Source organism: Olsenella sp. An188 (assembly GCF_002160255.1).
In the GTDB taxonomy this organism is placed as follows: Bacteria; Actinomycetota; Coriobacteriia; order Coriobacteriales; family Atopobiaceae; genus Thermophilibacter; species Thermophilibacter avistercoris.
The window spans coordinates 211,806-236,689 of sequence record NZ_NFKF01000001.1; the positions used below are offsets into that span (position 1 = coordinate 211,806).

The following is a 24,884-nucleotide window of genomic DNA, read 5'->3' on the forward strand; positions in this document are numbered from 1 at the left end:
ACGGGGGCGGGGCCCGGGCGGGCCCCGCCCCGCACGCTGCTACTCCGTACGGGCGACCTGCTCGATGCGGTAGCCCTCGATCTGGTCGCCGGGCTTGACGTCCTGGAAGTTCTCCAGGCCGATGCCGCACTCGAAGCCGGCCTTGACGCTCTTGACGTCGTCCTTGTAGCGGCGAAGCGACGCGATCTTGCCGTCGTAGACGACGATGCCGTCGCGCACGAGGCGCACCGAGTCGTCGCGGCTGATCTCGCCCTCCTGGACCATGCAGCCCGCGGCGATGCCGACCTTGGGCACCTTGAAGGTGTCGCGGACCTCGGCGGTACCGGTCTGCACCTCGACCTCGGTGGGCTTGAGCATGCCGATGCGGGCGGCGTCGATGTCCTCGATCGCCTTGTAGATGACGCTGTAGGTGCGGATCTCGACGCCGTCGCGCTCCGCGGCCGCGCGGGCCTTGGCCTCCGGGCGCACGCCGAAGCCGATGATGATGGCGTTGGAGGCGTCGGCGAGGACGACGTCGGTCTCGGTGATGGCGCCGACGGCGGAGTGGATCGTGTTGATGCGCACCTCGGACTGGTCCATCTTGTCGAGGGAGTCCTGGAGCGCCTCGATCGAGCCCTGGACGTCCGCCTTGATGATGAGGTTGAGCTCCTTGACCTCGGCGTCGGCCATCGTGTCGAAGAGGTTCTCGAGCGTGACGTGCTTGACGCGGTTCTGCTCCTCGATGCGGGCCTTGAGGGCGCGCTGGTCGGCGAGGTCGCGGGCGTCGCGCTCGTCGTGGAAGACGCGGAACTCGTCGCCGGCCATCGGCACGCTCTGGAGGCCGAGGATCTCCACGGCGTCGGAGGGGTGCGCCTCGGTGACGGAGTTGCCCTTCGGGTCGAGCATGGCGCGGACGCGGCCGTAGGACATGCCGGCGACGAGCGCGTCGCCGATGCGCAGGGTGCCGCGGGTCACGAGGACCGTGGCCACCGAGCCGCGGCCGCGGTCGAGCTTGGCCTCGAGGACGTTGCCGGAGGCGAAGGTGTCCGGGTTGGCCTTGAGCTCGAGGACGTCGGCCTGGAGAAGCACGGTCTCGAGCAGCTCGTCGATGCCGATCTTCTTCTTGGCGGAGATGTTGACGAACATGTTCTGCCCGCCCCACTCCTCGGGGATGATGCCGTACTCGGTGAGCTCCTGGCGCACCTTGTCGGGGTTGGCGCCCGGCTTGTCGATCTTGTTGACGGCCACGATGATGGGCACGCCCGCCGCCTTGGCGTGGTTGATCGACTCGACGGTCTGGGGCATGACGCCGTCGTCGGCCGCCACGATCAGGATGACGATGTCGGTCACCTTGGCGCCGCGGGCGCGCATGGCCGTGAAGGTCTCGTGGCCCGGCGTGTCGATGAAGGTGATGAGGCGGTCGTTGATCTTGACCTGGGAGGCGCCGATGGCCTGCGTGATGCCGCCGGCCTCGCCCTCGGCGACGCCGGTGTGGCGGATGGCGTCGAGAAGCGACGTCTTGCCGTGGTCGACGTGGCCCATGACGGTGACCACCGGCGGGCGCGGCCTGAGGTCGGCCGGGTCGTCGTAGAACGTGAAGGAGTTCTCCTCCTCCTTGCTCATCACCTTGACGTCGCGCCCGAGGTCCTCGGCCACGAGCTCGATGAGCTCGTCGGACATCGACTCGGTGAGCGTGAGCGGGGTGCCGAGCAGGAACAGGCGCTTGATGATGTCGTTGGCGGGCACGCCGAGCAGCTCGGCGAGGTCGCCGACCGTGGAGCCCTGCGGGACCTTCACGGTGTCGAGCTGCGAGAGGTCCTGGTCGTTGGCGATTGCCTCCTCGATGCGGTGCGCCTCGGCGGCCTGCTCGGCCTGCTTGACGCGACGCTCCTTGCGGCGCTTGCGGCGGCCGGTGGACTCGCGCGAGGCCTCCTCGACGGCCACGCGGGCCTCCTCGAGGACGCGGCTGCGGTTGTAGGCCTCGGCCTCGCGGGCCATGCGGCTGTAGCGGTCCTCGCCGTCGCCCTCGCCGCGGCGCCCCTTCTTGCCGCGCCTGCGCCCGCCCGCGGACTCGCCCGCGGGGGCGGAGGGGGCAGCCGAGGCGGCGGGGACGGGGGCGGAGTGGTGCGAGCCGGAGCGCGCGGACTCCGAGCGCTTCTGCGAGCGGCCCTGGCCCGCGGCCTTCTGGGCGGCGGCCTGCTCGGCCTGCTGCTTCAGGATCTGCTCCTGCTGCGCGATCTGGTCGAGCAGCGAGGTGAACGACGGGACGCTCTTGGGGGCGTTGTCGCGCACGCGGTTCTTCTCGGCCTCCTCGGCGGCGCGGCGCTCCGCCTCGGCCTTCTCGGCCTCGGCCTTCCTGCGGGCCTCCTCTGCGGCGGCGCGGCGGCGCTCCTCCTCGGCGCGCTCGCGCTCGCGGCGCTGCTCGGCGGCGATGCGCTCGGCCTCGGCCTTCTCGGCGGCGATGCGGGCCTCCTCGGCCTTGGCCTCCTCCTCGGCGCGACGGGCGGCCTCGATCTCGGCCGCGCGGGCCTCGAGGATGGGCTTGAGCTTCTTGCGGACCATGGAGACGTACGCGTCCTCGAGCGTCGAGGACGCGGACTTGGCCGGTATCTTCATGTCGCGGAGGTGCTCGAGCATCTCCTTGCTCGACATGCCGTACTCCTTAGCGAGGTCGTGTACGCGCGTCTTTGCCATGTGACCTACCTTCCCAAAGAACGGGCGAGAAGCCCGTGGTCAATCGTGTCGTGCGGTCCCGCCGGGCGCGGGCGCGGCTGCCCGCCCTAGATGAGCGAGTCGGGGTCGGAGCTGACCTCGGCGGAGGCCATCTGCTCGTGCACGCCGCAGAAGCGCGAGCCGGGGCGCGCCATGTTGCGGCACTGGATGCCGTTGGCGCCCACGTACTCGCAGCGGTGCTCGCCCTCCTCGGGAGCGTCCTCCTCGACCGTGGCGCGGGGCAGGTCGCGCAGGACGCCGGCGGCCAGGGACTCGTTCTTGATGTCGATGTGCAGGCCCGTGAGGCGCGCGGCCAGGCGGGCGTTCTGGCCCTCCTTGCCGATTGCGAGCGAGAGCTGGTCGTCGGGGACGATCACCGTGGCGTAGCCAGTCTCCTGGTCGATGATGACGCGGGAGACGCGCGCCGGGGAGAGCGCGGAGGCGACGCAGCGGGCCGGGTCGTCGCTCCACAGGACCACGTCCACGCGCTCGCCGCGGAGCTCGGAGACGACGGTGCGGACGCGGCTGCCCTTCGGGCCAACGCAGGCCCCCACCGGGTCGAGGCGGTCGTCGTTGGAGGAGACGGCCACCTTGGAGCGGATGCCGGGCTCGCGGGCGACGCTGCGCACCTCGACGACCCCGTCGTAGACCTCGGGGACCTCGAGCTCGAAGAGCCGACGCAGGAGGTCGGGGTGGGTGCGGGAGACCACGATCGGCGGGCGCTGGCGCTCGCCGCGGACCACCGGCTGGGTGGAGTTGGGGTCGCGCACGTCGATGATGATGGCCTTGATGCGCTGGTTGTGGCCGTAGCGCTCGCCGGCGGGGCGCTCGTTGCGCTCCTCCGGGTGGCGGCGCTGGTCGAAGTGGGGAAGCTCGGCCTCGACGCCCTCGCGGATCTTGATGATCGTGAAGTCAGGGGTGGTCTGCAGCACGGTGCCGGTGATGATGTCGCCCACGCGCTGGGAGAACTCCTCGTAGATCTGCACGCGAGCGGCGTTGCGCACGATGGCCTTGATCTCGGCCTTGGCGTGCTGGGCGGCGATGCGGCTCGTGTCGGGCGGGGTGACGTCGACCTCCTCGAACTCGGCGTACTCGCCGGTCTCCGGGTCCTCCTCCCCCACCGGGACGAGCTCGTAGACGTAGACCTTGCCGGTGGCGCGGTCGATCGTGACGCGGGCGCCGAAGGGCAGGTGCAGGACGTCGGCGTAGCTCTTGGCGAGGGACTGCTCGAGGCGGTCGATCAGGTAGAGCTGGTCAATGTGCTTCTCCTGGCAGAGGAGCTCGAGGGCTTCCATCATCTCAGAGGCCATGGTTGTTCCTTCCTAGTTCTTCTCGCCGGCCGCGGAGAAGTCCGGCTTGATCGTGCACTTGCGGATGTCGTCGTAGTCGAGCGCGACGCGCTCGCCGTCAACCTCGACGAGCACCGTCTGCGAGCCGCCCTCGCCCTCGATGCCGAGGAGGGTGCCGGTGTAGCGGCGGCGCCCCTCGCCCGGGACGAGGCTGACCGCGACGGTCTGCCCGGCGAAGCGGGCGAAGTCGCGGGGCTTGCGCAGCGGCCGCGACAGCCCCGGCGAGGACACCTCGAGGGTGAAGCTCGACGGGATGGGGTCGAGCTCGTCGAGCGCCTCGGAGATCCAGGAGGTCTCCTCGGTCACCTCGTCGAGCGAGATCGTGGGCGCGCCCTCGTCGGCGTGGTCGATCCGCACGCGGACGCACGGCGCCTTGGTGGCGCCCACCACCTCGACGTCGACGACGTCGATGCCGCGCTCGGCCGCGCGGGCCTCCAGGGCGTCGATGATCTGACGCTCGAGACCGGTCTTGGGCATGGTCCCTCCTCACCTGCATACAGAAAGGAAGCGGGGCGAGAGGATCCACCCCACTTCCTACGATTACAGCTTCGAATACGCAGCTAGTCTACGGTGTTTCTCGCCGAGCGTCAAGCTTGCCTCCACGATGTCAACACAAGTCGCGTCGGCGAGCGGTCGGGCACGGGGTCGCCCGGCCGTCACGGGCCAGGGTTGCCTGGTGCGCAGCGCATGCCCCTCCCGGGCAGAAACCTCCTGCGATTGGGTGGCAACCTTGATGTGCCGCCGGCCGAAGGAGCCGGTTTCGGGTCCCCAGGAAGACCTCGTAACGACAAAACCGCAGGTGGCGAGAAGAACGGTGGGCGCGCAGGCACTCACAGGCGCCGCCGTCCATCAAGGATGCCACCCAATCGCCCGGCGTTTGTGCCACAGGAGCGCCCGGCAGGAACCGGAGCAGAGGGAAACGCACAATCGCACAGGTTTTATGGCACGTGGCTTATGACATGCGGCTCCGCGGCACATGTCCGGCGACCGCGAGAAGCGCGGGCCCCGGGCTCCCCGCCGTGCGGGAGCTCCCGGGGCCCGTGGGGGGCTGGTCTCGCGAGGCGCCGTCGCTAGACGGCCACGATGTTGACCAGGCGGCCCTTGATGACGATGACCTTCTTGATCTGCTTGCCGGCGAGCTGCTCAGCCACGGCTGCCTTGGCGGCCTCGGCCATCTCGTCGTCGGTTGCGTCGGCGGCGACGGTCACGCGGCCGCGCACCTTGCCCTTGATCTGGACGGCGATCTCGACCTCGTCGGCCCTGGCGGCCGCCTCGTCGAACTCCGGCCAGGCGGCGTTGTAGACCGAGCCCTCCTGGCGCAGGGCCTCGTGCCAGAGCTCCTCGGCCCAGTGCGGGCAGATCGGCGCGAGCATGGTCACGATCGCGTGCGCAACGGCGAAGCACAGCGCGGCGTCGCGCCTCTCCACCGGCACGTCGTTGACGTACCTGGACGCGGCGTTGGTGATCTCCATGACCGCGGAGATGGCGGTGTTGAACTGGCCGCGGTCGAAGTCGGCGGTGCACTTGAGGCCCATGGCGTTGAGGGTGCGCCACAGCTCCTTGCCCGCGGCGTCGAGCCCGCCGGCGTCGACGGCGCGCTCCTCGGTGCCCTGGGAGAGCAGCCAGGCCACGCGCCAGGCGCGCTTGATGAAGCGGTTGGCGCCCGCGACGGCCTCCTCGTCCCAGTTGAAGTCCTTCTCGGGCGGGGCGATGAAGAGGATGGCCAGGCGCATGGTGTCCGCGCCGAAGGGCTCGATCACCGAGGACGGCGGGACGACGTTGCCCTTGGACTTGGACATGGTGTCGCCGTTGGCGTCCTTGACCATGCCCTGGCAGAGCAGGTTCTCGAAGGGCTCGTCGCAGTCGATCATGCCGAGGTCGCGCAGGACCTTGGTGAAGAAGCGGCTGTAGAGCAGGTGCAGGATGGCGTGCTCGATGCCGCCGATGTAGTTGTCCACCGGCATCCAGCGGTCAACGGCCTCCTTGGAGAAGGGCAGCTCCTCGTTGTGCGGGTCGCAGTAGCGCAGGTAGTACCAGCTCGAGCACGTGAAGGTGTCCATCGTGTCGGTGATGCGGCGGGCCGGCCTGCCGCACTTCGGGCAGGTGGTCTCGTAGAACGGCGCGTACTCGGCGAGCGTCTCGCCCGCACCGAGGTCGAGGTTGTCCGGCAGGCGCACCGGCAGGTCCTCGTAGGGCACGGGCACGTCGCCGCAGCAGTCGCAGTGGATCATCGGGATGGGGTTGCCCCAGTAGCGCTGGCGGCTGATCAGCCAGTCGCGCAGGCGGAACTGCACGGTCTTGCGGCCCAGGCCCTGCTCGCCGAGCCACTCGATGATGGCGTCGACGGCCTCGGAGTGCTTGCCGCCCTTCATGCCGGTGAACCGGCCGGACTGCACGAGGTAGCCCTCGGCCTCCATGGCGTGGTCCCAGTCCACGGAGGTCACGACGAGCTCGCGCTCGTCCTTGAGCCGCTCGTAGAGCGGGTCGTCCTTCTCGCAGATGATCGGGGCGATCTCCAGGCCGTACTTCTTGGCGAAGTCGAAGTCGCGCTGGTCGCCGCAGGGCACGCCCATGACGGCGCCGGTGCCGTAGTCCATGAGGACGTAGTCGGCGACCCAGATCGGGGCCGGGCGGCCGTTAACCGGGTTGATGACGTAGCGGCCGGTGAACACGCCGTGCTTCTCGCGCTCGGAGCCCTGGCGGTCGACCGAGGAGACCTTCTCGGCCGCAGCCTTGAGCTCGAGGAAGGCCGGCTCGTGCTCGGTGCCGGCCACGAGCTCGGCGGCGAGCGGGCTCTCCGGCGGCAGCAGGAAGAAGCTCACGCCGAAGAGCGTGTCCGGGCGCGTGGTGAAGACGGTGATCTTGGTGTCGGTGGGCGTCACGCCGTCGACGTCGGCCAGCGTGAAGTCGATCTCGGCGCCCTCGGAGCGGCCGATCCAGTTGGACTGCATGGCGCGCACGCGCTCGGGCCACTTGCCCTCGAGGAGCTTGAGGTCGTCGAGCAGCTCCTGGGCGTAGTCGGTGATCTTGAAGTACCACTGGGAGAGCGGGCGCTTCTCGGGGATCGAGCCGCAGCGCCAGCACTTGCCGTCAACGACCTGCTCGTTGGCGAGCACGGTCTGGCAGCCCGGGCACCAGTTGACCGGCGAGGTGTCGCGGTAGACGAGGCCCCTCTCCCACATCTTGAGGAAGATCCACTGGCCCCACCTGTAGTACTCGGGGTCGCAGGTGTTGAACATGCGGTCGTAGTCGTAGGAGAAGCCCATGCGCCGCATGGTCTTGACGGCCTGCTCGATGTTCTTGTGCGTCCAGACGCCGGCCTGCGTGTTGTGCTTGATGGCGGCGTTCTCGGCGGGCAGGCCGAAGGCGTCGAAGCCCATGGGGTGCAGCACGTCGAAGCCGCGCATGCGGGCCTGGCGGGCCATGGCGTCGCCGATCGTGTAGTTGCGCGCGTGGCCCATGTGCAGGTCGCCCGAGGGGTACGGGAACATCTCGAGCACGTACTTCTTGGGCTTGTCGGGGCTCTCCTCGGTCTTGTAGAGCTCCTCGGCGTCCCAGGCCGCCTGCCACTTTGTCTCGATGGCCTCGGCGTCGTAGGTCGGGACCTCGAAGTCGGTCTTCTTAGCGTCGTCGCACATCTGCGCTGCTCCTTCGTTGCGGTACTCCAACCGTGCCATTGTAGCAGCACGCGAGCGCCCGGCGAGAAGAACCTCGCGACGCGGGAGGTCCGAGCCCCGCGCACGGTTTTCGCGCGCAGGACGTGCGTTTGGCTCGGGCTATGGGGCGCGACGAGAGCGCTCGCCTTGAGCGCTTAAGAAAACCGGGTTGTGGCAATCCGGCACCTGAACGTGCTTAACAATCTGGTGTTATGGCAGCGGCGTCAGGGTGCGTGCTTAGAGATTCGGGGTTGTGGCGGCACTGGACTCCCCAAACACCCAGCACTCCCGGCCAAAAGCGGGCCAAAGACTGCCACGACCCCGGATTTCTAAGCACGAGAAGCGCCGCGATTGCCACAACCCCGTTTCTCTAAGCGCGCCACGGCGCCCCATCAAACGTGGCGAGAAGGACGTGCCGCACAAGTGCCCTGAAGGAGCCCTCCCGGGCGCTCTTTCCCTCGCCTGTGCGGCGTCGGGCGCGGCAGGCGCCCGCCGCCGTACGCAAGAGGCCGCCCCGGGGCCACGTCAGGCCCCGGGGCGGCCGTCGCGCCGCAGGTTCTTCTCGCCGGACGGTGCCTAGCGGTAGCTGAAGCCGTGCTGGGAGTCCTTGACCACGACGTCGTGCGCGCCGCCCTCGACGATGGAGGTCGAGCTCACGAGCGTGAGGCGGGCCTTCTCCTGCAGCTCCTTGATGGTCTTGGCGCCGCAGTTGCACATCGTGGACTTGATCTTGTAGAGCGTGTTGCGCACACCCTCCTTGAGCGAGCCGGCGTAGGGCACGTAGGAGTCCACGCCCTCGACGAAGCCCAGCTTGGAGGCGCCGCCCTGGTCGTAGCGCTGCCAGTTGCGGGCGCGCGCGGAGCCCTCGCCCCAGTACTCCTTCATGTACTGGCCGTTCACGTTGACGCGCTCGGTGGGAGACTCGTCGAAGCGCGCGAAGTAGCGGCCGAGCATCATGAAGTCGGCGCCCATGGCCAGCGCGAGCGTCATGTGGTAGTCGTAGACGATGCCGCCGTCGGAGCACACGGGCACGTAGACGCCCGTCTCCTCGAAGTACTTGTCGCGCGCGCGGCAGACGTCGATGACCGCGGAGGCCTGGCCACGGCCGATGCCCTTGGTCTCACGCGTGATGCAGATCGAGCCGCCGCCGATGCCGACCTTCACGAAGTCCGCGCCGCAGTCCGCGAGGAAGCGGAAGCCGTCCTCGTCCACCACGTTGCCGGCGCCCACGCGCACGGAGTCGCCGTAGTTGGCGCGAATCCACTCGATGGTGCGCTTCTGCCACTCGGAGAAGCCCTCGGAGGAGTCGATGCACAGCACGTCGGCGCCGGCCTCGACGAGCAGCGGCACGCGCTCGGCGTAGTCACGGGTGTTGATGCCCGCGCCCACCATGTAGCGCTTGTTGGCGTCGAGCAGCTCGTCGGGGTTGGACTTGTGCTGGTCGTAGTCCTTGCGGAAGACGATGCCCATGAGGTGGTCGTTGTCATCCACCACGGGCAGGGCGTTGAGCTTGTGCTCCCAGATGACGTCGTTGGCGCTCTTGAGCGTGATGTCCTTGTCGCCCACGATGAGCTTCTCGCGCGGGGTCATGAACTCGGCGACCTTCATGGAGTGGTCGTCTCGCGTGGGACGGTAGTCGCGACTCGTGACGATGCCGAGGAGCTTGCCACGCGGGGTGCCGTCGTCGGTGACGGGCATGGTGGAGTGGCCGGTCCTGGCCTTGAGGTCCATGACCTGCTCCATGGTCATGTTCGGGGTGAGCGTGGAGTCGGACTGGACAAAGCCCGCCTTGAAGTCCTTGACGGCCTTGACCATGGCGGCCTCGGACTCGGGCGTCTGGTTGCCGTAGATGAAGGCCATGCCGCCCTCCATGGCGAGCGCCACGCCCATGTCCACGCCGGAGACCGACTGCATGATGGCCGAGACCATCGGGATGTTGAGGCTGATGGCCGGCTCCTCGCCGCGGCGGAACTTCACGAGCGGCGTCTTGAGGGACACGTTGGCGGGGATGTTCTCCGCCGAGGAGTATCCGGGGACGAGCAGGTACTCAGAAAAGGTGTGGGACTCCCCCTCGAAGAACGTTGCCATGTGGTGTGGCTCCTCTCCCCGCCCGCGGCGGTGCCTGTCCTGGCCGAATTTGAGCCATTGTAGCATCCGCTCACGGGTTTTTCAGGGACCGCCCACCGAGAAGTTCCAGCTCACGAGAAGGACACGGCGGGACGTACAATGTTGCCGCATCGAGCGGAAGGGGGGGCTTTGATGGACGGCGGGCGCGTACTTGCCGCGATTGAGACGGTCGTGGCGCGGACGCGGGCGAAGGACCCGCTTCGCGGCGAGAACCTCGCGCTTCTCGCGTGGCCGGGCGGCGAGGAACCGCGCGAGCGCCTGGGGGCCGAGGGCTTCGACCTGATCTCCATGAGCTGCCCGCTCGGCGTCGTTGCCGGCGAGGCGGCCGCCGGACGGGAGCGGGAGACGGTGTTTCTCGCCCTGTACTTCAGGGCCGAGCGCTTCGTCCAAGGGCTCCTGCCCATCGCCACCCCGCGCTCGCACCTCTTCCGCGTGCTCACGTCCACGCACGCCATACAGACCGTGAGGATGACGTCGCCCGACCACGAGCTCCTGAGCGACCTGTTCGCGCAGGAGGCCGTGACCTGCGCCGAGCGCCGCGACGGCTGGGAGCAGGTCGCGGAGGCCCTCGGGTTTGCAATCACGGCGGCGGTCAGCCCCGCCCTGCCCGAGGAGGAGCCAGCCTCGGCGGAGGAGACGCTCGCCGTGATCCTGTCCGACATCGCCGCCCGGCCGGAGAGCGTGACGCTCGCCGACCTCGCGCAGCGCTACTCCTACAGCCAGAGCTACCTCTCCGAGCTCATCCACGAGCGCTGCGGCAAGACCTTCGGGGAGCTCGTCCGCGAGCAGCGCATGGAGCGCGCCGCCATGCTCCTGCGGGCGACGAGCCTGCCGGTGGCCGAGGTCGCCCGGCGCGTAGGATACGCCGGCACGAGCAACTTCTACCGCGCGTTCCGGGAGCAGTACGGCTGCTCGCCGGCCGAGCTACGCGCGGGCGACCGGAAATAACCCACATTTGGTTTTGTGAAGTCGGCGTTTGCCCAGTTGGACTTCTGACCACGCTAGTCAAATGTGGATTGTTTTCCAGGCAGCGCGCGGGACGGGCTCAGCGCACGCGCTCGAGGCGCCCTCCCTCGATGCGCAGAACCTGGTCGGCGGCCGCGTCAAGGTCGTCGGAGTGCATGATCGCCACGACGGTCCTGCGCCCGCGCAGCCCCGCCAGGTAGTCGCAGAGCCTCGCGCTCGTGGCCGCGTCGAGGTTGGTGAGCGGCTCGTCGAGAAGGACCACCGGCTCCGGGCGCGAGAGCGCGCGCAGAAGCCCCAGCTTCTGGCGCTCGCCGAGCGAGAGGTTGATCGTGGAGCCGTCGATCTCCTTCTCCGCGAAGCCCGAGACGTCGAGCACGCGTGCCACCTCCGGGTCGGCCGTGCCGCCGAGCAGGTTGCACTCGAGGTCGCCCGTCACCACCGGCACCGGGTAGGTGAGGTAGGCCGCGTGCGCAAGCTCGGGGGCGAGCTCGGCCGTGCCGTCGAGGTCGTCCGGGTCGGAGAGGCCGCGCAGGAAGTCAAGCAGCATGGACTTGCCCGAGCCGTTGGCGCCGCGCAGCACCACGAGCTCGCCGCGGCGAATCGTGAGGTCGTGCGTCTCCCAGAGTCGCCGGCCCTCCTCGCCGCGCTCGGGCGTCGCCCACAGCGTGCCGTCGACGCGCGCGATCACGTCGTCATCGTCACCCGCGCGCCGGAGCGCCTCGAAGCCCGACGGCTCCTCGGCAGCCGCGGCCAGCTCGCCCAGGCGCTCCGCGTGCACGCGGTTGCCGCGGACGTTGGCAAGCTTTGAGAGCAGCGTGGAGAGCGGGGCCTGAGCGAGCTGCGCGATCTGGTACGCAACGAAGACCTGACCCGCGCCGGCCGCGCCCGTCGCGCAGTGCCAGACCTCCACGGCCATCATCGCAGCCGCCAGCACGCAGGAGAGGATGCTCGGCAGCTCGTCAATCAGGGCCTCGTTGAAGCGGTAGCGCGTCACGAAGTCGAGGTAGCCTGCCGAGCACTCGCGGTAGCGCGTGGAGAAGAAGGCGTCAGCCGCGGCGGCGTTGATCGAGCGCTTCTCCTCCACGATGCGCTTGGACTCGCCGAGCCAGGCGTCCTGTGCGGAAATCCCCTCGCCCTGGAGGCGCGCGAGGCGGCGGGCCGGCAGGCGCAGCGCGAGCGCGAAGGCGGGCGCGTATGCCAGAAGCATCGCGGCGAGAAGGACGTCCTGTGCCGCGGCGATCGCCACGAGCGCCGCGAGCGCCAGGCCTGAGCCGAGCACCGAGACGTTGAGGTCGGCGCACATGGTGCCGTAGACCTCCGTGGAGCCCGTGAGGACGTTGACGTAGTAGCCCTTGTCGTGCCGCGCGAAGGCTCGGCTCGGGGCCGCGAGCAGCTGGCGGGCCGCGCTCGCGGCCGCGTCCATGGCTCGCGAGACGCCCGCCCAGCGCGGCACCCACGCGCCGAGAAGGACCGCGGCGGCCGTGGCCAGCGCGGCAAGCGCGAGCGCCGCGACGAGGCGCGCGCCGACGTCCTCCCCGGCGGTGAGCGCGTCGATGGCGGCTCCCACCGCAAGGCTCGCACACGAGCAGGCAACGGTCGCCGCCGCCACGCCAACGGCGCGGGCGAGGTTGGCGGGCCTGGGGTCGAAGACGGGGTAGGCACGGGAGGTGAGGCTTGCGCTACGCATGGATTGCTCCTTCGGTCGAGGCGGACGGGACGGCGCACGGGCGGGAGGTTCTTCTCAGCCGCTCGAAGCCGCTCGGCTCGGCGGCCTCGCGCTCGAGCTCGCGCAGGAGGCCCACGTTCACTCGGTTCGCGGCAAAGACGCTCGCCATCTCACAGAGGAAGGACATCGGCTGGCCGAACAGGCCCGCGAGCTGCCAGGCGGCAATGACCGTCCCCACGCCCGTCCTCCCCGTCGCCACGAGCAGCGCGCAGGCGACAACGGCGATCACCTGGACGAGCGTGCCAGACGAGGTGGGCAGGCTGGTCGAGAGCGTGTCCGCTAGCAGGTAGCCGCGGCGCCACCTGCGGTAGGACTCGGTGCGCTCCCGGTAGCGCCGCCCGTAGAAGCCCTCGGCACCCGCGGCAACGGCGGCGCGGCGCTCCTCCACCAGGCGGCGGGCCTCGTCGAGCCAGGCCTCGCGCATCGGCATCATCCTCGTCTGCAGCCGGTTCGCGGCACGCGACGGAAGCAGGGAGAGCGGAACGTAGACGAGCGCGCAGAGGGCGAGGACGCCCGCAAGCGTCGGGTCGACGAGCACGGCAAAAACGAGCAGGGCGGCGAGCGAGAGCATCGCACCCGGCACGTACGTGCTCGTGGCCACGACGATGCAGCCGTGCGCGAAGGAAGCCATGTTCACGAGGTTGAGGTAGTGGCCGGCCTCGTGCCGCACGAAGGCGCGCTGCGGCATATGGAGCACGAGGTCGATGGCGCGCTCGGAGGAGTCGACCTCACGCCGCAGGTTGGCGCGCTGGGGCAACCAGCCGGTGAGACCGAAGGTGGCGAGCTGCGCCGCCAGCGAGAGCGCGAGATAGCCGAGAAGCGCAGGCGCGGCCGTGGTCGTGCCCAGCGCCCCGGCGGCAACGTCGCTCACGAGCGAGCCCGCGACGAGCGCCGCGGTCGCCGCGAGCACCGTGCCCAGGGCAGACCCGAGCGCGATGAGCGCGTAGCTCGGCCTCAGCTCGAAGACGGGAAACTGCGTGCGGTGCCTCATGGGCCGCTCCTTTCGACGAGGGAGCCGCGCCCCCGTTTTGGGAGGAGGGGGCGCGACGGCCCAATCGTAGGGTCACGCAACCGCGCCGCAGCTCATGGACGCCGACCGTCCGAAGTGCCGTGACCATCCCGCCGAAATTCCGGCGTAACCGCGCACGCCGTGGCATCGCCCGGGCGTCGCGCACGGTTCTTCTCGCCAATGCGTGCGCCTGGCCCGGGGCACCGGGCGGCCAGCAAAAAGCCCCGAGCCTCGCGCACGGAACCTGGTCCTGGAGCGTGCGTTTGGCTCGGGGCAGAAAAGCCGGCCGGCGGCGAGAAGGGCGCGCCCTACGCGGCGCCGCCTCCCACGACGTCGTCAACGTTGACGGCGATGTCGTGCTTGGTGGGAACCCACTCGACCTTCTTGAACAGGGCGGCCACCGTGATGGGGATGTAGGTCATCATGAAGATCGGGAAGGTGAAGATGTTGGTCACGACGCGCCACCTCTTGCGCGCGTGGATCTTCTTGCGCTCGGAGATGGTGGTGATGACGGCCAGGATGAAGAAGACCACGTACATGGAGGCGAAGGTCATGACGAGCGAGCCCACGCACATGGAGAGCTCGCCCTGGGTGGCGATGAAGCCGTGGCTGAGCGAGCCCACGATGAGGTAGGTGGCGTTCACGAAGAAGGAGAGCAGCGTCAAGATCATGCCGGGCGCCACCGTCATGAGCATGTCGTAGCTCGCGAACTGCCCCTTGGAGATTCCCTTGGCAAGGTCGCGCCCGTAGGAGAAGAACACCTGGTAGAAGCCCTTGGTCCAGCGCATGCGCTGCGTCCAGGACGCCTTGAAGGTCACCGGCTGCTCGTCGAAGAACTCGGCGGGGGCGTAGCCGATCTGCACGTTGTTGGCGCAGCAGAACGTGGAGAACTGGATGTCCTCGGTGAGCGTGTGGAAGTCCCAGCCGTGCATGCCGCGCACGATGCGCTCGGAGACCATCCAGCCCGAGCCGGAGATCGCGCAGCTCGTGCCTACCATCATGCGGGCGTTGTTGAGGAACTTCGCCTCGCGCATGAACCACAGCGCGTAGGCCGAGCTGATCCAGCTCGAGTCGAAGTTCTTGGAGTTGCGATATCCCGTGCAGACGAGGTAGCCCGCGTCGAAGGCCTGGTTCATGACGGAGATGAAGTCCTTGGAGACGAGGTTGTCGGCGTCGAGGACCACGAAGGCCTCGTACCTGTCGCCGTACTCGTTGAGGATGCGGTCGAAGCCGTAGTCGAGCGCCCAGCTCTTGCCGCGGCGCGCGAGGTCGTTTCGGTCCCACACGATGGCGCCGGCCTTCTCGGCCTCCTCGTGGGTGTTGTCCGTGCAGGCGTCGCACACCACGAAGACGTCCATGAGCTCGCGCGGGTAGTCCTGCGCCAGGATCGAGCGCACGAGGTTGCCGATGACGACCTCCTCGTTGTGGGCGGAGATGAAGAACGCGTAGCGGTGCTGCTTCTTGGCCTTGGGCAGCCGCACGGTGCCCTTGAGCATGACGCGCACGATGTAGACGATCTGGTAGAAGTACGCCAGCGTGAAGAACAGCCAGATGATCAGGTTGAAGATGACGATCGGCGTGAGGCCGAGCCTGTTGAACTCCATCAGCGGCATGTTCCTACCCCTTGCGTCGTCGCCTATCCCGAGACGCCGAGCCCGGGGCAGATCCTCTCCCCCACCGCAGTGCGTCCCATAGAGCTTTCCTTCAGTGATTCTAGTACATCAAGCAGGTCTTCCGGCAGGCGGTCGGCAAGCTCTATCGTCTCTCCCGTGGCCGGGTGGTCGAACCTGATGTGCCAGGAGTGCAGGAACTGGCGAGAAAGGCCGAGGTTCTGGCGCTCGTCCCCGCGCCCGTAGAGCTGGTCTCCCACGAGCGGGTGGCCGACGTGGCGCATGTGGACGCGGATCTGGTGCGTGCGCCCCGTGTAGAGGTGGCACTCGACGAGCGTGTATCCGTCGTCGCGCCGGCCCGCCTCAAAGCGCTCGAGCACGCGGAAGGTCGTGATGGCCTCGCGCGCGCCGGGGGAGTCCGAGACGGCCATGCGGATGCGGTCGCGCGTGGAGCGGGCGATGCCCGTCTCGATGGTGCCCTCGTCGTGGGCCACGTAGCCGTGCACGAGCGCCACGTAGCGGCGGTCGAGCACGCGCAGGCGGATGAGGTCCTGCAGCGCCTTCTGGGTGGCGTCGTCCTTGGCGGCCACCATGAGCCCGGTGGTGTCCATGTCCAGCCGGTGCACGATGCCGGGGCGCTCCTCGCCCTGCAGCATGCCGAGGTGAGCGTAGCCGCAATGCGCCACGAGGGCGTTTGCCAGCGTGTCGTCCACGTGCCCGGGGCTCGGGTGGCAGACGAGGCCCGCCTGCTTGGAGAGCACGATGAGGTGCTCGTCCTCGAAGCGGACGTCGAGGTCGATGTAGGGGTTCGGCGCGAGCGGGCCGCCCTGGGGCTGCTCCTCCCCCACGAGCGCGCGCACGCGGTCGCCCAGCAGCACGCGCTCGGACTTGGAGGTTGCGGGCGTCTCGTTGATGGTGACGGCGCCCTCCTCCACGAGCCGCGCGCACGCCGAGCGGCTCGGCATGTCGGGGGCGGAGGCGAGAAACGCGTCGAGCCGCATGCCGTCCGACTCCGGCCCCACGAGCAGGTTCACGATGCGGGAGGGCATGGGGTCGGGCTCCTTTCCTGCGACGGGCGCGCGGTTCTTCTCGGCAGGCTATCGTAGCACGGACGCGGGGCGGGCCGTGCGCTAGCCGCCACGCGGCGGCCCCGCTGCCCCACCTCGCCTTCCCTTGTCCGCACAATTCCGGAATTGTGCGGCCGGCGTGCGGGCACTTGAGCGCAAAGCACCAGTTGAGGTCCTTCTCGCGCTTAGAAAAGCGGGGTTGTCCGGGGCGGATTTCGCACAATTCCGAAATTGTGCGGCGAGCTAGAAGGGCGGCTGACGAGCGGGGCGCCGGGCGAGAAGGGCGACGGTCACGTCAGCTCGCCCGGCGGCCGTCCCCCTCCGCGGCGCGCTCGCGCTCGAGGCGGGAGTCCCAGCGCCACCAGAGCACCACGGCGAGAAGAACCCCGCAGGTCACGAAGATGTCCGCCACGTTGAAGACCGCAAAGTCGAAGAGCGTGGTGTCGAAGAAGTCGGTCACGGCCCCCGCGGCCACGCGGTCGATGGCGTTGCCGACGCCGCCGCCCGCCACGGCGGCGATCGTGAGCGCAAGCGACAGCGGGGCCTCGGGGCGGCGCCACGCAAACCACGCGCCGAAGGCAACCACGGCCGCCGCGATGGCGACGAAGACGGGGCCCGCCCCCTCGCCGAGCGAGAAGGCGGCACCCGTGTTGTAGACGAGCGTGAGGTCCATGACGCCCGGGACGAGCGTCACGGGCTCGCCGGGCGTGAGCGCCGCGCGGGCGGCCGCCTTGCTCAGCTGGTCGAGGGCCACCACCGCGACCAGGACCAGGCCAAACAGGGCGAGCCGCCGCGCACCGGCGCGCTCTGCGCTCCGAGCCGACAAGCGCTATCCCTCCAGCGCGGCCACGGCGTGCGAGCAGCGCTCGCACAGGCCGTCGTCGCCCAGCTCGCGGAAGTTCCAGCAGCGCGGGCACTTCTCGCCGTGGGCGGGCTCGACGGAGCAGGCCAGCTCGTCGCCGGCGACGAGCTCGACCTCGGAGCACACGAAGGGCTCGGCGAGGTCGCAGCCGCACTCGCCCGCGAGCAGCGAGAGGACGCCCTCGGGCGCCGTGAGCGTGGCGCGGGCGGCCTGCGGGGTCTTCTCGGCGAGCGTCCCGTCGGCGATGGCGGTCTCGTAGGCCTTGGTGAAGGCGGCGCGGGCCTCGACCATCGCGTCGTAGGCGGCCAGGTACGGCTCGTAGGCCTCGGCCGTCCAGGGCGCCTGGTACCAGTCGAGAAGGGCCGCGAACTCCTGGCCGTCGCGCAGCGAGGCGGGCAGGTAGCCCATGGCCTCGTCGGTGGTGTAGACGAGGATCGGCTGCAGGTCGTGCACCAGCATCGAGAGGATCTGCGCCCAGACGGTGAGCGCGGAGCGGCGCTCGAAGCCGTTCTTCTCGCCGCAGTAGACGCGGTCCTTGGTGGCGTTGAGATAGCCGTTGGAGAGGTCGCCGATCACGTAGTCGTAGAGGGCGCGGAAGACCACGTTGAAGCGGTAGGACTCGTAGGCGGCGGCCACCTGGTCGTGGACCTGGCACATGCGCGCGAGGGCGAGCTTGTCGTAGGGCAGCAGGTCCTCGTAGGCCACGGCGTCGGTGGCCGGGTCGAACTGGCCCTCGATCTCGCCGAGCAGGAAGCGCAGCGTGTTGCGGAAGCGACGGTAGGCCTCGCCCACGTGGTCGAGGATCTGGCCGTCGCAGGGCACGTCGGTGGAGGTGTCGACCGAGGCCACCCACAGGCGCACGATGTCGGCGCCGCGCGTGTCGCACTCGGCGTTGGGGTCGATCACGTTGCCGAGCGACTTGGACATCTTGCGCCCCTGGCCGTCGAGCGTGAAGCCCTGGGAGACCACGGAGCGGTACGGGGCCTTGCCGTAGGCGCCCACGGACGTCATGAGCGAGCTCATGAACCAGCCGCGGTGCTGGTCGGAGCCCTCGAGGTACATGTCGGCCGGGAACTTGAGGTAGTCGCGGTGGCGGCAGACGGCGGTGTGGGAGACGCCGGAGTCCCACCACACGTCGAGGATGTCGCGGTTGGCCTTGAGGTGGTGACCGCCGCACCTGGGGCAGACGCAGGCGTCGCCGAGGTAGCTCGCCGGGTCGTCGGTGAACCAGCAGTCGGAGCCCTTGGTGCGGAAGAGCTCGATCACGGCGTCGAGCGTGTCGTCGTTCATGACGGTCTCGCCGCAGTCGGCGCAGGTGAAGGCCGGGATGGGCACGCCCCAGTTGCGCTGGCGCGAGATGCACCAGTCCGGGCGCCCCTCGACCATCGATCCGATGCGCTTGACGGCGTGGCTCGGGTAGAAGGCGACGTTCTCGAGCTCGGAGAGCGCCTGCTCGCGCAGGCTGGCGCCGCCAGCGAGCGGCTTGTCCATCGAGACGAACCACTGGCTCGTGGCGCGGAAGATCACCGGCTCCTTGCAGCGCCAGCAGTGCGGGTAGCTGTGGTTGATGTCCTCGTGCAGGATCAGCGTGCCGCGCTCGCGCAGCCACTCGATGATCTTGGGGTTGGCCTCGTTGACCTCCATGCCGGACCACGGGCCGCCGGTGCCCATGCCGTCGCCCACGAAGAAGCGGCCGTCGTCGTCAACGGGCATGACCGTGGGGATGCCAAACTTCTGGCCGGCGAGGTAGTCGTCCACGCCGTGGCCGGGAGCGCAGTGGACGATGCCCGTGCCGTCGTCCAGGGTGACGTAGTCGGCGTAGATGAACTCGCCCGTCTCGCCCTGGTCGCCAAAGATCGGCTGCTTGTAGCGGTTGTGCGCGAGCTGCTCGCCGGTGGCGCGCCAGGGCTCGCCGCCCTCGCCGCGCACGAGCTCGAGCTCGCCGTAGCCGAACTTCTCCACGAGGCGCGCGGCGAGCGCCTCGGCCACGATCTCGGCGTGGCCGTCGTGGACGAGCGCCACGTAGGTGGCCTCGGGGTGCAGGATGACGGCGTCGTCGGCCGGCAGCGTCCAGGGCGTCGTGGTCCAGATGTCCACGAAGAGCCTGCCCGCCCAGGCCTCGAGGCCCTCGGGCACGGTGGTCATCTCGAAGCGCACGAAGATGGCGGGGCTGACCTCGTCGGAGTACTCGATCTCGGCCTCGGCGAGGGCGGTGTGGCAGTGGGAGCACCAGTGGACTGGCTTGGAGCCGCGGTAGATCGCGCCCGCGTCGAAGATGGCCTTGAAGATCTCGATGTCGGTGGCGTCGTAGTCGTTGACGTAGGTGAGGTAGGGGTTGTCCCACTCGCCGAGCACGCCGAGGCGCTTGAAGCCCTGGCGCTGGGTGTCGACCTGCTCGACGGCCATCTTGCGGCACAGCTCGCGGATCTTCTCGGTGGGCAGCTGGTTGAACTTCTCGGTGCCGAGCATGGTCTCCACCTTGTGCTCGATGGGCTGGCCGTGGCAGTCCCAGCCGGGCACGTACGGCGTCTGGAAGCCGCGCATGGACCAGTAGCGGTTGATGATGTCCTTGGAGATCTTGTTCTGCGCGTGACCGAGGTGGATGGGGCCGTTGGCGTACGGGGGGCCGTCGTGCAGCACGAACTTGTCGTGGCCCTCGTTCTTCTTGAGCATGAGCTCGTAGACGCCGGCCTCCTCCCAGGCCGCCAGGCGCTTGGGCTCGTTCTGCGCTAGGCTCGCGCGCATGGGAAAGCCCGTGCTCGGGAGGTTGGTCGTCTTCTTGTACTCGTTCTTCGCCACGCTCGTTCCTCTCTTCTCGTCCACCGGAACGCAAGAAGCGCCCCGCCCCACATGCTGGGACGAAGCGCTTTCCTCAGGCACTTCGCTTGTGAACCACCCAGCGAGCGGATCTCCGCCTTACTCGGCTGGCCTGTCTCGGCGGCCACTCCGGCGACGCCTACTCGCGCGGCGAGAAGGACCTGACCTCGCCGGCTTTGGGGCCGCGGCTCCGGGGTGATCTTCGCCCGGACGCGACCGCGGGCTCCCACCGTCCCCGCTCTCTCTTGGCCGCGCGACCCGGGGTACTCTCCCCTTCATCGCCTGTGGTCAGGATGGTAGCACGTCTGGCCGCGTCGGTCACGTCCCGTTCATCTCCTCCGCGCCCGGGCCGCTCGGCCCGGCCGGCGGGTGGATTCTTTGTGCCGTGCACGCGACGCGCTAATCTTGGGTATCTATGGTCCATGGGCGGAAACGCGACCGCCCGCAGACGATCGAACGAAGGGCAACGAAAACACGATGGACATGAACGACAACAAGCGTCGACGCTCGATGCTGCTCTACATCCTCATCGCGATAGTGGCCTACCTCGTGATCAGCCAGGCGCTCGGCAGCGGACTCACCGCGCAGCGGGTGCAGGAGGTCGGCTACAGCCAGTTTGTGGACATGGTCGAGAAGAACGAGGTCACGGCGGCGCAGACCACGGTCGGCAGCTCCGAGATCACCTTCACGACCGGCGAGGGCGACTCCCAGCAGGTCTACACCACGGTCCAGTGGCCCGGCGCGGAGGAGCAGACGAGCCAGCTGCTCGAGGAGCACGACGTCGACACCACCGCCAGCATCCAGGACACCTCGGGCGACCTGTGGCTCATGATGCTCATCTCCTACGGCCTGCCGATCCTGCTGTTCCTCGGCATCGGCTGGTGGCTCAACCGCCGCATGAAGAAGGCGATGGGCGACGACGGCCCCTCCATGAACTTCGGAGGGGGCGGCTTCGGCATGGGAGGCGGCCTCGGCAAGTCCAACGCCAAGGAGATCAAGGGCGAGGACACCGGCGTCACGTTCAAGGACGTGGCCGGCCAGGACGAGGCCAAGGAGTCGCTCGAGGAGATCGTGAGCTTCCTCAAGAACCCCGAGAAGTACAACGAGATCGGCGCGCGCTGCCCGCGCGGCGCGCTGCTCGTGGGCCCTCCGGGCACCGGCAAGACGCTGCTCGCCAAGGCGGTCGCCGGCGAGGCCGGCGTCACCTTCTTCCAGATCGCCGGCTCGGCCTTCGTCGAGATGTTCGTGGGCCGCGGCGCCGCCAAGGTGCGCGACCTCTTCAAGCAGGCCAACGAGAAGGCTCCCTGCATCATCTTCATCGACGAGATCGACGCCGTGGGCAAGCGCCGCGACGCGAACCTCTCCTCCAACGACGAGCGCGAGCAGACCCTGAACCAGCTGCTCTCCGAGATGGACGGCTTCGACAACCACAAGGGCATCGTCGTGCTCGCGGCCACCAACCGCCCCGAGACGCTCGACCAGGCGCTGCTGCGCCCGGGCCGCTTCGACCGACGCATCCCGGTCGAGCTCCCCGACCTGACGGGTCGCGAGGCCATCCTCAAGATCCACGCCAACGACGTCAAGATGGAGCCCGGCATCGACCTGGGGATCGTGGCGCGCTCCACCCCCGGCGCCTCTGGCGCCGACCTCGCCAACATCATCAACGAGGCCGCCCTGCGCGCGGTGCGCTTCGGGCGCAGGCGCGTGACGCAGGAGGACCTGCTCGAGTCCGTCGACGTGGTCATCGCCGGCGAGAAGAAGAAGTCGACGGTCCTCTCCCAGCACGAGAAGGAGGTCGTGGCCTACCACGAGACCGGCCACGCCATCGTCGCTGCCACGCAGAAGGGCTCCGCGCCCGTCTCCAAGATCACCATCGTTCCGCGCACCTCCGGCGCGCTCGGCTTCACGATGCAGGTCGAGGAGGACGAGCACTTCCTGACCACGCGCCAGGAGGCCAAGGACAAGATCGCCGTCCTGTGCGGCGGCCGCGCCGCGGAGGAGCTCATCTTCGGCGAGATGACCACCGGCGCCTCCAACGACATCGAGAAGGCCACCCAGCTCGCCCGCTCCATGGTCACGCAGTACGGCATGTCCGACCGCTTCGGCATGGTGCAGCTCGGCCAGCCCGCGAGCCGCTACCTCGGCGGCGGCGCGCAGCTCACCTGCTCGGAGGGCACCGCCCAGGAGATCGACGCCGAGGTCCAGGCACTCGTCGAGGAGGGCCACCAGGCGGCGCTCAAGACCCTGCGCGAGAACCGCTTCAAGCTGCACGAGATCGCCCACTACCTCCAGAAGAAGGAGACCATCACGGGCGAGGAGTTCATGAACATCCTCACCCGAGACGACGGCTTCGCGCCCAAGATGCCGACGCCGCCCGCCGAGTAGCGACCGCTGCCCGCGAGTTCCAGGCAAGGGACGCCCGCCCTTCTCCCACGCTCACTGCTTCGCAGAAGTCGCGTGGCGAGAAGGGCGGGCGTCCCTTTCTGCCGCTGAGGCATTGCCGCGCGGCGCCAACATCTTGGGCGCGAAGCCGTCGCACGCCGCCCGGCGCGAGGGGGTGGCTAGCGGAAGAGCTGCCAGAAGGCGACGGCGGAGCTCGCGGCAACGTTGAGGGAGTCGACGCCGCGCCCCATCGGGATGACGACGCTGCGGTCGCACGCCTCGATGGTCCTTCTCGCCAGGCCGGTCCCCTCGGTGCCAAAGACGAGCGCCCGACGCTCCGAGGAGAGCAGGGACGCGTCGTCGAGGGGCACCGCGCCCTCCACGAGCGCCATGGCCATGACGTCGAAGCCGCGGCCTCGCAGCCCGGAGAGGGCCGCGGCGGGCCAGTCGCGCGCGTCGAAGCGCGCCCACGGCACCCTGAAGACCGTCCCCATGGACACGCGCACCGACCTGCGCACGAGGGGGTCGGCGCAGCGCGGCGAGAGCAGGACCGCATCTGCTCCGAGAGCGGCGGCCGAGCGGAAGAGGGCGCCCACGTTGGTCACGTCGACGAGGTCCTCCAGGACGGCGACGCGACGCGCGTGGGCGAGCGCCTCGTCCGGCGTGAGGGGGCGCGGACGGCGCAGGGCCGCGAGCAGGCCGCGCGTCACCTGGTAGCCCACGAGGCGCTTCACCTGCTCGTGCGGGAGGACGTAGGCGGCCACGTCGTCCCCGACGCGCTCGAGAAGCCCCTCCGACGCCCCGAGGTCACGCTCGTCGACCAGCAGCGAGAGGACCTCGAGGCCCGAGTCGAGCGCCACCTCCACGACGAGGCGCGACTCGGCCACGACGACGCCCCTCTCGGCGTCGAGGCGGTTTCTCAGCTGGTGGTCGCTCAGGCGCGCGTACACGTCGAGCCTCGCGTCGTCCAGCGATTCGATCCTCGTGACGAGGGCCATGACCTCTCCCCTCCCGCTTTGTCAGGTGTATCATGCTTGCGTACCCAGCGGCATGCGGGCCGCGCGGCGCGCCGCGCGGCAGGAGACGGCCGCCGCCGAGACTGTTTCGCGAGGTAAGAGTATATGCCCAGCCACATGACAAGCAAGCCCGGCACCTCCGCGCCCAAGCGGGGGCGCAGACGCAGGCTCTGGATCGTGCCCGTCGTCCTCGTGGTGCTTCTCGCCGCGGCGTACCTGGGAGGCGTGGCGGCGTTCAACGTCGTCTTCATGCCCGGCACCACCCTTGACGGCACCGACGTCTCGCTGCGCCCCGTCTCCGAGGTCGCGGCCGAGAAGGGCGCGTCGCTCGACGGGCTCGAGACTCACGTCACCGGAGACGGCCTCGACGTTTTGGTGCGCGCCTCGGACATCGACCTCACCTGCGACGGCGAGGCCTACGCGCGCTCCGCCCTCGCGCAGGTGAACGCCTGGGCGTGGCCCTACGAGATCTTCCAGACGCGACAGCCGAGCGCCGAGGCGGGGGCCACGTTCGACCGCGACAAGCTCGTCGCGCTCATCCAGCCCACGATCGACGAGAGCGCCGCGCTCGCCGCCGAGCAGGGCGGGTCGGGCATCTCCTACAACGCCGAGTCCGGCGCGTTCGAGCTCAACGAGGGCACCGTCGCCCGCCACATCAACGTCGACTCCGTCGTGGACGTCCTCGAGCAGGCGTTCTCCGAGCGCAGGGACGAGGTCGTCATCGGCGAGGAGTGCCTCGACGTGGGCGACTCGCTCACCACCGCGCTCGACACCGCCAACTCCTACCTCGCCGCAACGCTCACCCTCAACCTGGGCGGCTCCCACGCCTACGACGTCACCGCCGAGAAGATCGCGGGCTGGGTCGTGATAGCCGACGACCTGAGCGTCTCGCTCGACACGGCCGCCATCGACGAGTGGGGCCACGGGGAGCTCTCCGACAAGCTCGACACCGTGGGAACCGAGCGCACCTACACCCGCCCCGACGGGAAGGCCTGCACCGTGAACGACGGCGCCGCGGCCTTCGGTCGCAGCACCTACGGCTGGATCATCGACGGCGGCGCGACGGCCGAGCAGGTCGCCGCCGCCATCCAGGCCGGCCAGCCCGCCACCATCGAGATCCCCACCCTCCAGACGGCCGCCGCCGTGGCCGACGGCGGGGCGGACTGGGGGACGCGCTGGATCGACGTGGACATCTCCGAGCAGCAGGCCTACCTCTACGACAACGGCGAGCTCCTCTGGAGCGCCCCGATCACGACGGGCCAGCCCAACCTCGGCAACGACACGCCGAGCGGCGTGTGGTACATCAACAACATGCAGTCGGGAGACATCAACCTCCGCGGGCCCGAGACCGAGGACGGGACCCTCGAGTGGGACAGCCACGTGCAGTTCTGGCTCCCGTTCGTGGGCAACATCGTGGGCTTCCACAACGCCCCCTGGCAGTCCGTCTACGGCGGGCAGATCTACCTCTGGAACGGCAGCCACGGCTGCGTGCGCATGAGCTACGACGACGCTCAGGCCCTCTACGCCGTGGCCAAGGTCGGCGACGCGGTGGTCGTGCACAGCTAGCGCGTGGCGGTCGGGACAGCCTGCCCTGTCCCGACCGCCA

15 protein-coding genes are annotated in these 24,884 nt (G+C 69.2%); 3 read left to right on the plus strand and 12 right to left on the minus strand.

The window, feature by feature from the left end:
* Positions 1-39: 39 nt before the first annotated feature.
* The 5 genes from infB to B5F23_RS01090 form a co-directional block, all read right to left on the minus strand.
* Positions 40-2,673, minus strand: a complete 2,634-nt coding sequence (gene infB, locus B5F23_RS01070) for a translation initiation factor IF-2 (RefSeq protein WP_087350582.1) — start codon at positions 2,671-2,673, stop codon at positions 40-42.
* A gap of 86 nt (positions 2,674-2,759) precedes the next feature.
* Positions 2,760-4,001: a transcription termination factor NusA gene (nusA, locus tag B5F23_RS01075; protein ID WP_087350586.1), complete on the minus strand. Its 1,242-nt coding sequence runs from the start codon at positions 3,999-4,001 to the stop codon at positions 2,760-2,762.
* 12 nt (positions 4,002-4,013) lie between these two features.
* Positions 4,014-4,517, minus strand: coding sequence for a ribosome maturation factor RimP (locus B5F23_RS01080; RefSeq protein WP_087350590.1), 504 nt, complete (start codon positions 4,515-4,517; stop codon positions 4,014-4,016).
* A 593-nt stretch (positions 4,518-5,110) separates the two neighbouring features.
* Positions 5,111-7,678 carry a leucine--tRNA ligase gene (gene leuS, locus B5F23_RS01085; RefSeq protein ID WP_087350593.1) on the minus strand — a complete coding sequence of 856 codons (2,568 nt, stop codon included), beginning with the start codon at positions 7,676-7,678 and terminating at the stop codon, positions 5,111-5,113.
* Positions 7,679-8,272: 594 nt separating this feature from the next.
* Positions 8,273-9,784: an IMP dehydrogenase gene (locus B5F23_RS01090; RefSeq protein ID WP_087350596.1), complete on the minus strand. Its 1,512-nt coding sequence runs from the start codon at positions 9,782-9,784 to the stop codon at positions 8,273-8,275.
* Positions 9,785-9,955: 171 nt separating this feature from the next.
* On the opposite strand from B5F23_RS01090, the gene B5F23_RS01095 reads away from it, so the two are divergent.
* A complete protein-coding gene (locus B5F23_RS01095; protein ID WP_158096083.1) occupies positions 9,956-10,771 on the plus strand; it encodes a helix-turn-helix transcriptional regulator in 816 nt (271 codons plus the stop codon).
* A gap of 97 nt (positions 10,772-10,868) precedes the next feature.
* Here B5F23_RS01095 and B5F23_RS01100 read toward each other — a convergent pair whose 3' ends face one another.
* The 6 genes from B5F23_RS01100 to ileS form a co-directional block, all read right to left on the minus strand.
* The gene (locus B5F23_RS01100) at positions 10,869-12,476 is read right to left on the minus strand and encodes an ATP-binding cassette domain-containing protein (RefSeq protein WP_087350602.1); all 1,608 of its coding nucleotides are present in this window, start codon (positions 12,474-12,476) and stop codon (positions 10,869-10,871) included.
* On the minus strand, positions 12,469-13,506 hold the full coding sequence (locus B5F23_RS01105; protein WP_087350606.1) for an ABC transporter transmembrane domain-containing protein: 1,038 nt from the start codon (positions 13,504-13,506) through the stop codon (positions 12,469-12,471). Before B5F23_RS01105 ends, B5F23_RS01100 begins: the two co-directional genes overlap by 8 nt.
* Positions 13,507-13,832: 326 nt before the next feature.
* Complete coding sequence (locus B5F23_RS01110; protein ID WP_087350609.1) at positions 13,833-15,137, minus strand: glycosyltransferase family 2 protein; 1,305 nt, start codon at positions 15,135-15,137, stop codon at positions 13,833-13,835.
* A 23-nt stretch (positions 15,138-15,160) separates the two neighbouring features.
* Complete coding sequence (locus tag B5F23_RS01115; RefSeq protein WP_087350612.1) at positions 15,161-16,183, minus strand: RluA family pseudouridine synthase; 1,023 nt, start codon at positions 16,181-16,183, stop codon at positions 15,161-15,163.
* A gap of 313 nt (positions 16,184-16,496) precedes the next feature.
* Positions 16,497-17,027, minus strand: coding sequence for a signal peptidase II (gene lspA, locus B5F23_RS01120; protein WP_087350616.1), 531 nt, complete (start codon positions 17,025-17,027; stop codon positions 16,497-16,499).
* A 3-nt stretch (positions 17,028-17,030) separates the two neighbouring features.
* Positions 17,031-19,808, minus strand: a complete 2,778-nt coding sequence (gene ileS, locus B5F23_RS01125; RefSeq protein WP_241145774.1) for an isoleucine--tRNA ligase — start codon at positions 19,806-19,808, stop codon at positions 17,031-17,033.
* A gap of 549 nt (positions 19,809-20,357) precedes the next feature.
* Here ileS and ftsH point away from each other — a divergent pair.
* Positions 20,358-22,265 carry an ATP-dependent zinc metalloprotease FtsH gene (gene ftsH / locus B5F23_RS01130; protein WP_087350620.1) on the plus strand — a complete coding sequence of 636 codons (1,908 nt, stop codon included), beginning with the start codon at positions 20,358-20,360 and terminating at the stop codon, positions 22,263-22,265.
* A 176-nt stretch (positions 22,266-22,441) separates the two neighbouring features.
* Here ftsH and B5F23_RS01135 read toward each other — a convergent pair whose 3' ends face one another.
* Positions 22,442-23,260 (minus strand): TrmH family RNA methyltransferase, encoded by an 819-nt coding sequence (locus B5F23_RS01135; protein WP_087350622.1) that lies wholly within the window; start codon positions 23,258-23,260, stop codon positions 22,442-22,444.
* 135 nt (positions 23,261-23,395) lie between these two features.
* On the opposite strand from B5F23_RS01135, the gene B5F23_RS01140 reads away from it, so the two are divergent.
* The gene (locus B5F23_RS01140) at positions 23,396-24,844 is read left to right on the plus strand and encodes a L,D-transpeptidase family protein (RefSeq protein WP_158096084.1); all 1,449 of its coding nucleotides are present in this window, start codon (positions 23,396-23,398) and stop codon (positions 24,842-24,844) included.
* Positions 24,845-24,884 lie beyond the last annotated feature (40 nt).

Coding starts and splice junctions, on each gene's coding strand:
- infB (WP_087350582.1), bottom strand. CDS start 2,673: ATGGCAAAGACGCGCGTACACGACCTCGCTAAGGAGTACGGCATGTCG.
- nusA (WP_087350586.1), bottom strand. CDS start 4,001: ATGGCCTCTGAGATGATGGAAGCCCTCGAGCTCCTCTGCCAGGAGAAG.
- B5F23_RS01080 (WP_087350590.1), bottom strand. CDS start 4,517: ATGCCCAAGACCGGTCTCGAGCGTCAGATCATCGACGCCCTGGAGGCC.
- leuS (WP_087350593.1), bottom strand. CDS start 7,678: ATGTGCGACGACGCTAAGAAGACCGACTTCGAGGTCCCGACCTACGAC.
- B5F23_RS01090 (WP_087350596.1), bottom strand. CDS start 9,784: ATGGCAACGTTCTTCGAGGGGGAGTCCCACACCTTTTCTGAGTACCTG.
- B5F23_RS01095 (WP_158096083.1), top strand. CDS start 9,956: ATGGACGGCGGGCGCGTACTTGCCGCGATTGAGACGGTCGTGGCGCGG.
- B5F23_RS01100 (WP_087350602.1), bottom strand. CDS start 12,476: ATGCGTAGCGCAAGCCTCACCTCCCGTGCCTACCCCGTCTTCGACCCC.
- B5F23_RS01105 (WP_087350606.1), bottom strand. CDS start 13,506: ATGAGGCACCGCACGCAGTTTCCCGTCTTCGAGCTGAGGCCGAGCTAC.
- B5F23_RS01110 (WP_087350609.1), bottom strand. CDS start 15,137: ATGCCGCTGATGGAGTTCAACAGGCTCGGCCTCACGCCGATCGTCATC.
- B5F23_RS01115 (WP_087350612.1), bottom strand. CDS start 16,183: ATGCCCTCCCGCATCGTGAACCTGCTCGTGGGGCCGGAGTCGGACGGC.
- ileS (WP_241145774.1), bottom strand. CDS start 19,808: ATGCGCGCGAGCCTAGCGCAGAACGAGCCCAAGCGCCTGGCGGCCTGG.
- ftsH (WP_087350620.1), top strand. CDS start 20,358: ATGGACATGAACGACAACAAGCGTCGACGCTCGATGCTGCTCTACATC.
- B5F23_RS01135 (WP_087350622.1), bottom strand. CDS start 23,260: ATGGCCCTCGTCACGAGGATCGAATCGCTGGACGACGCGAGGCTCGAC.
- B5F23_RS01140 (WP_158096084.1), top strand. CDS start 23,396: ATGACAAGCAAGCCCGGCACCTCCGCGCCCAAGCGGGGGCGCAGACGC.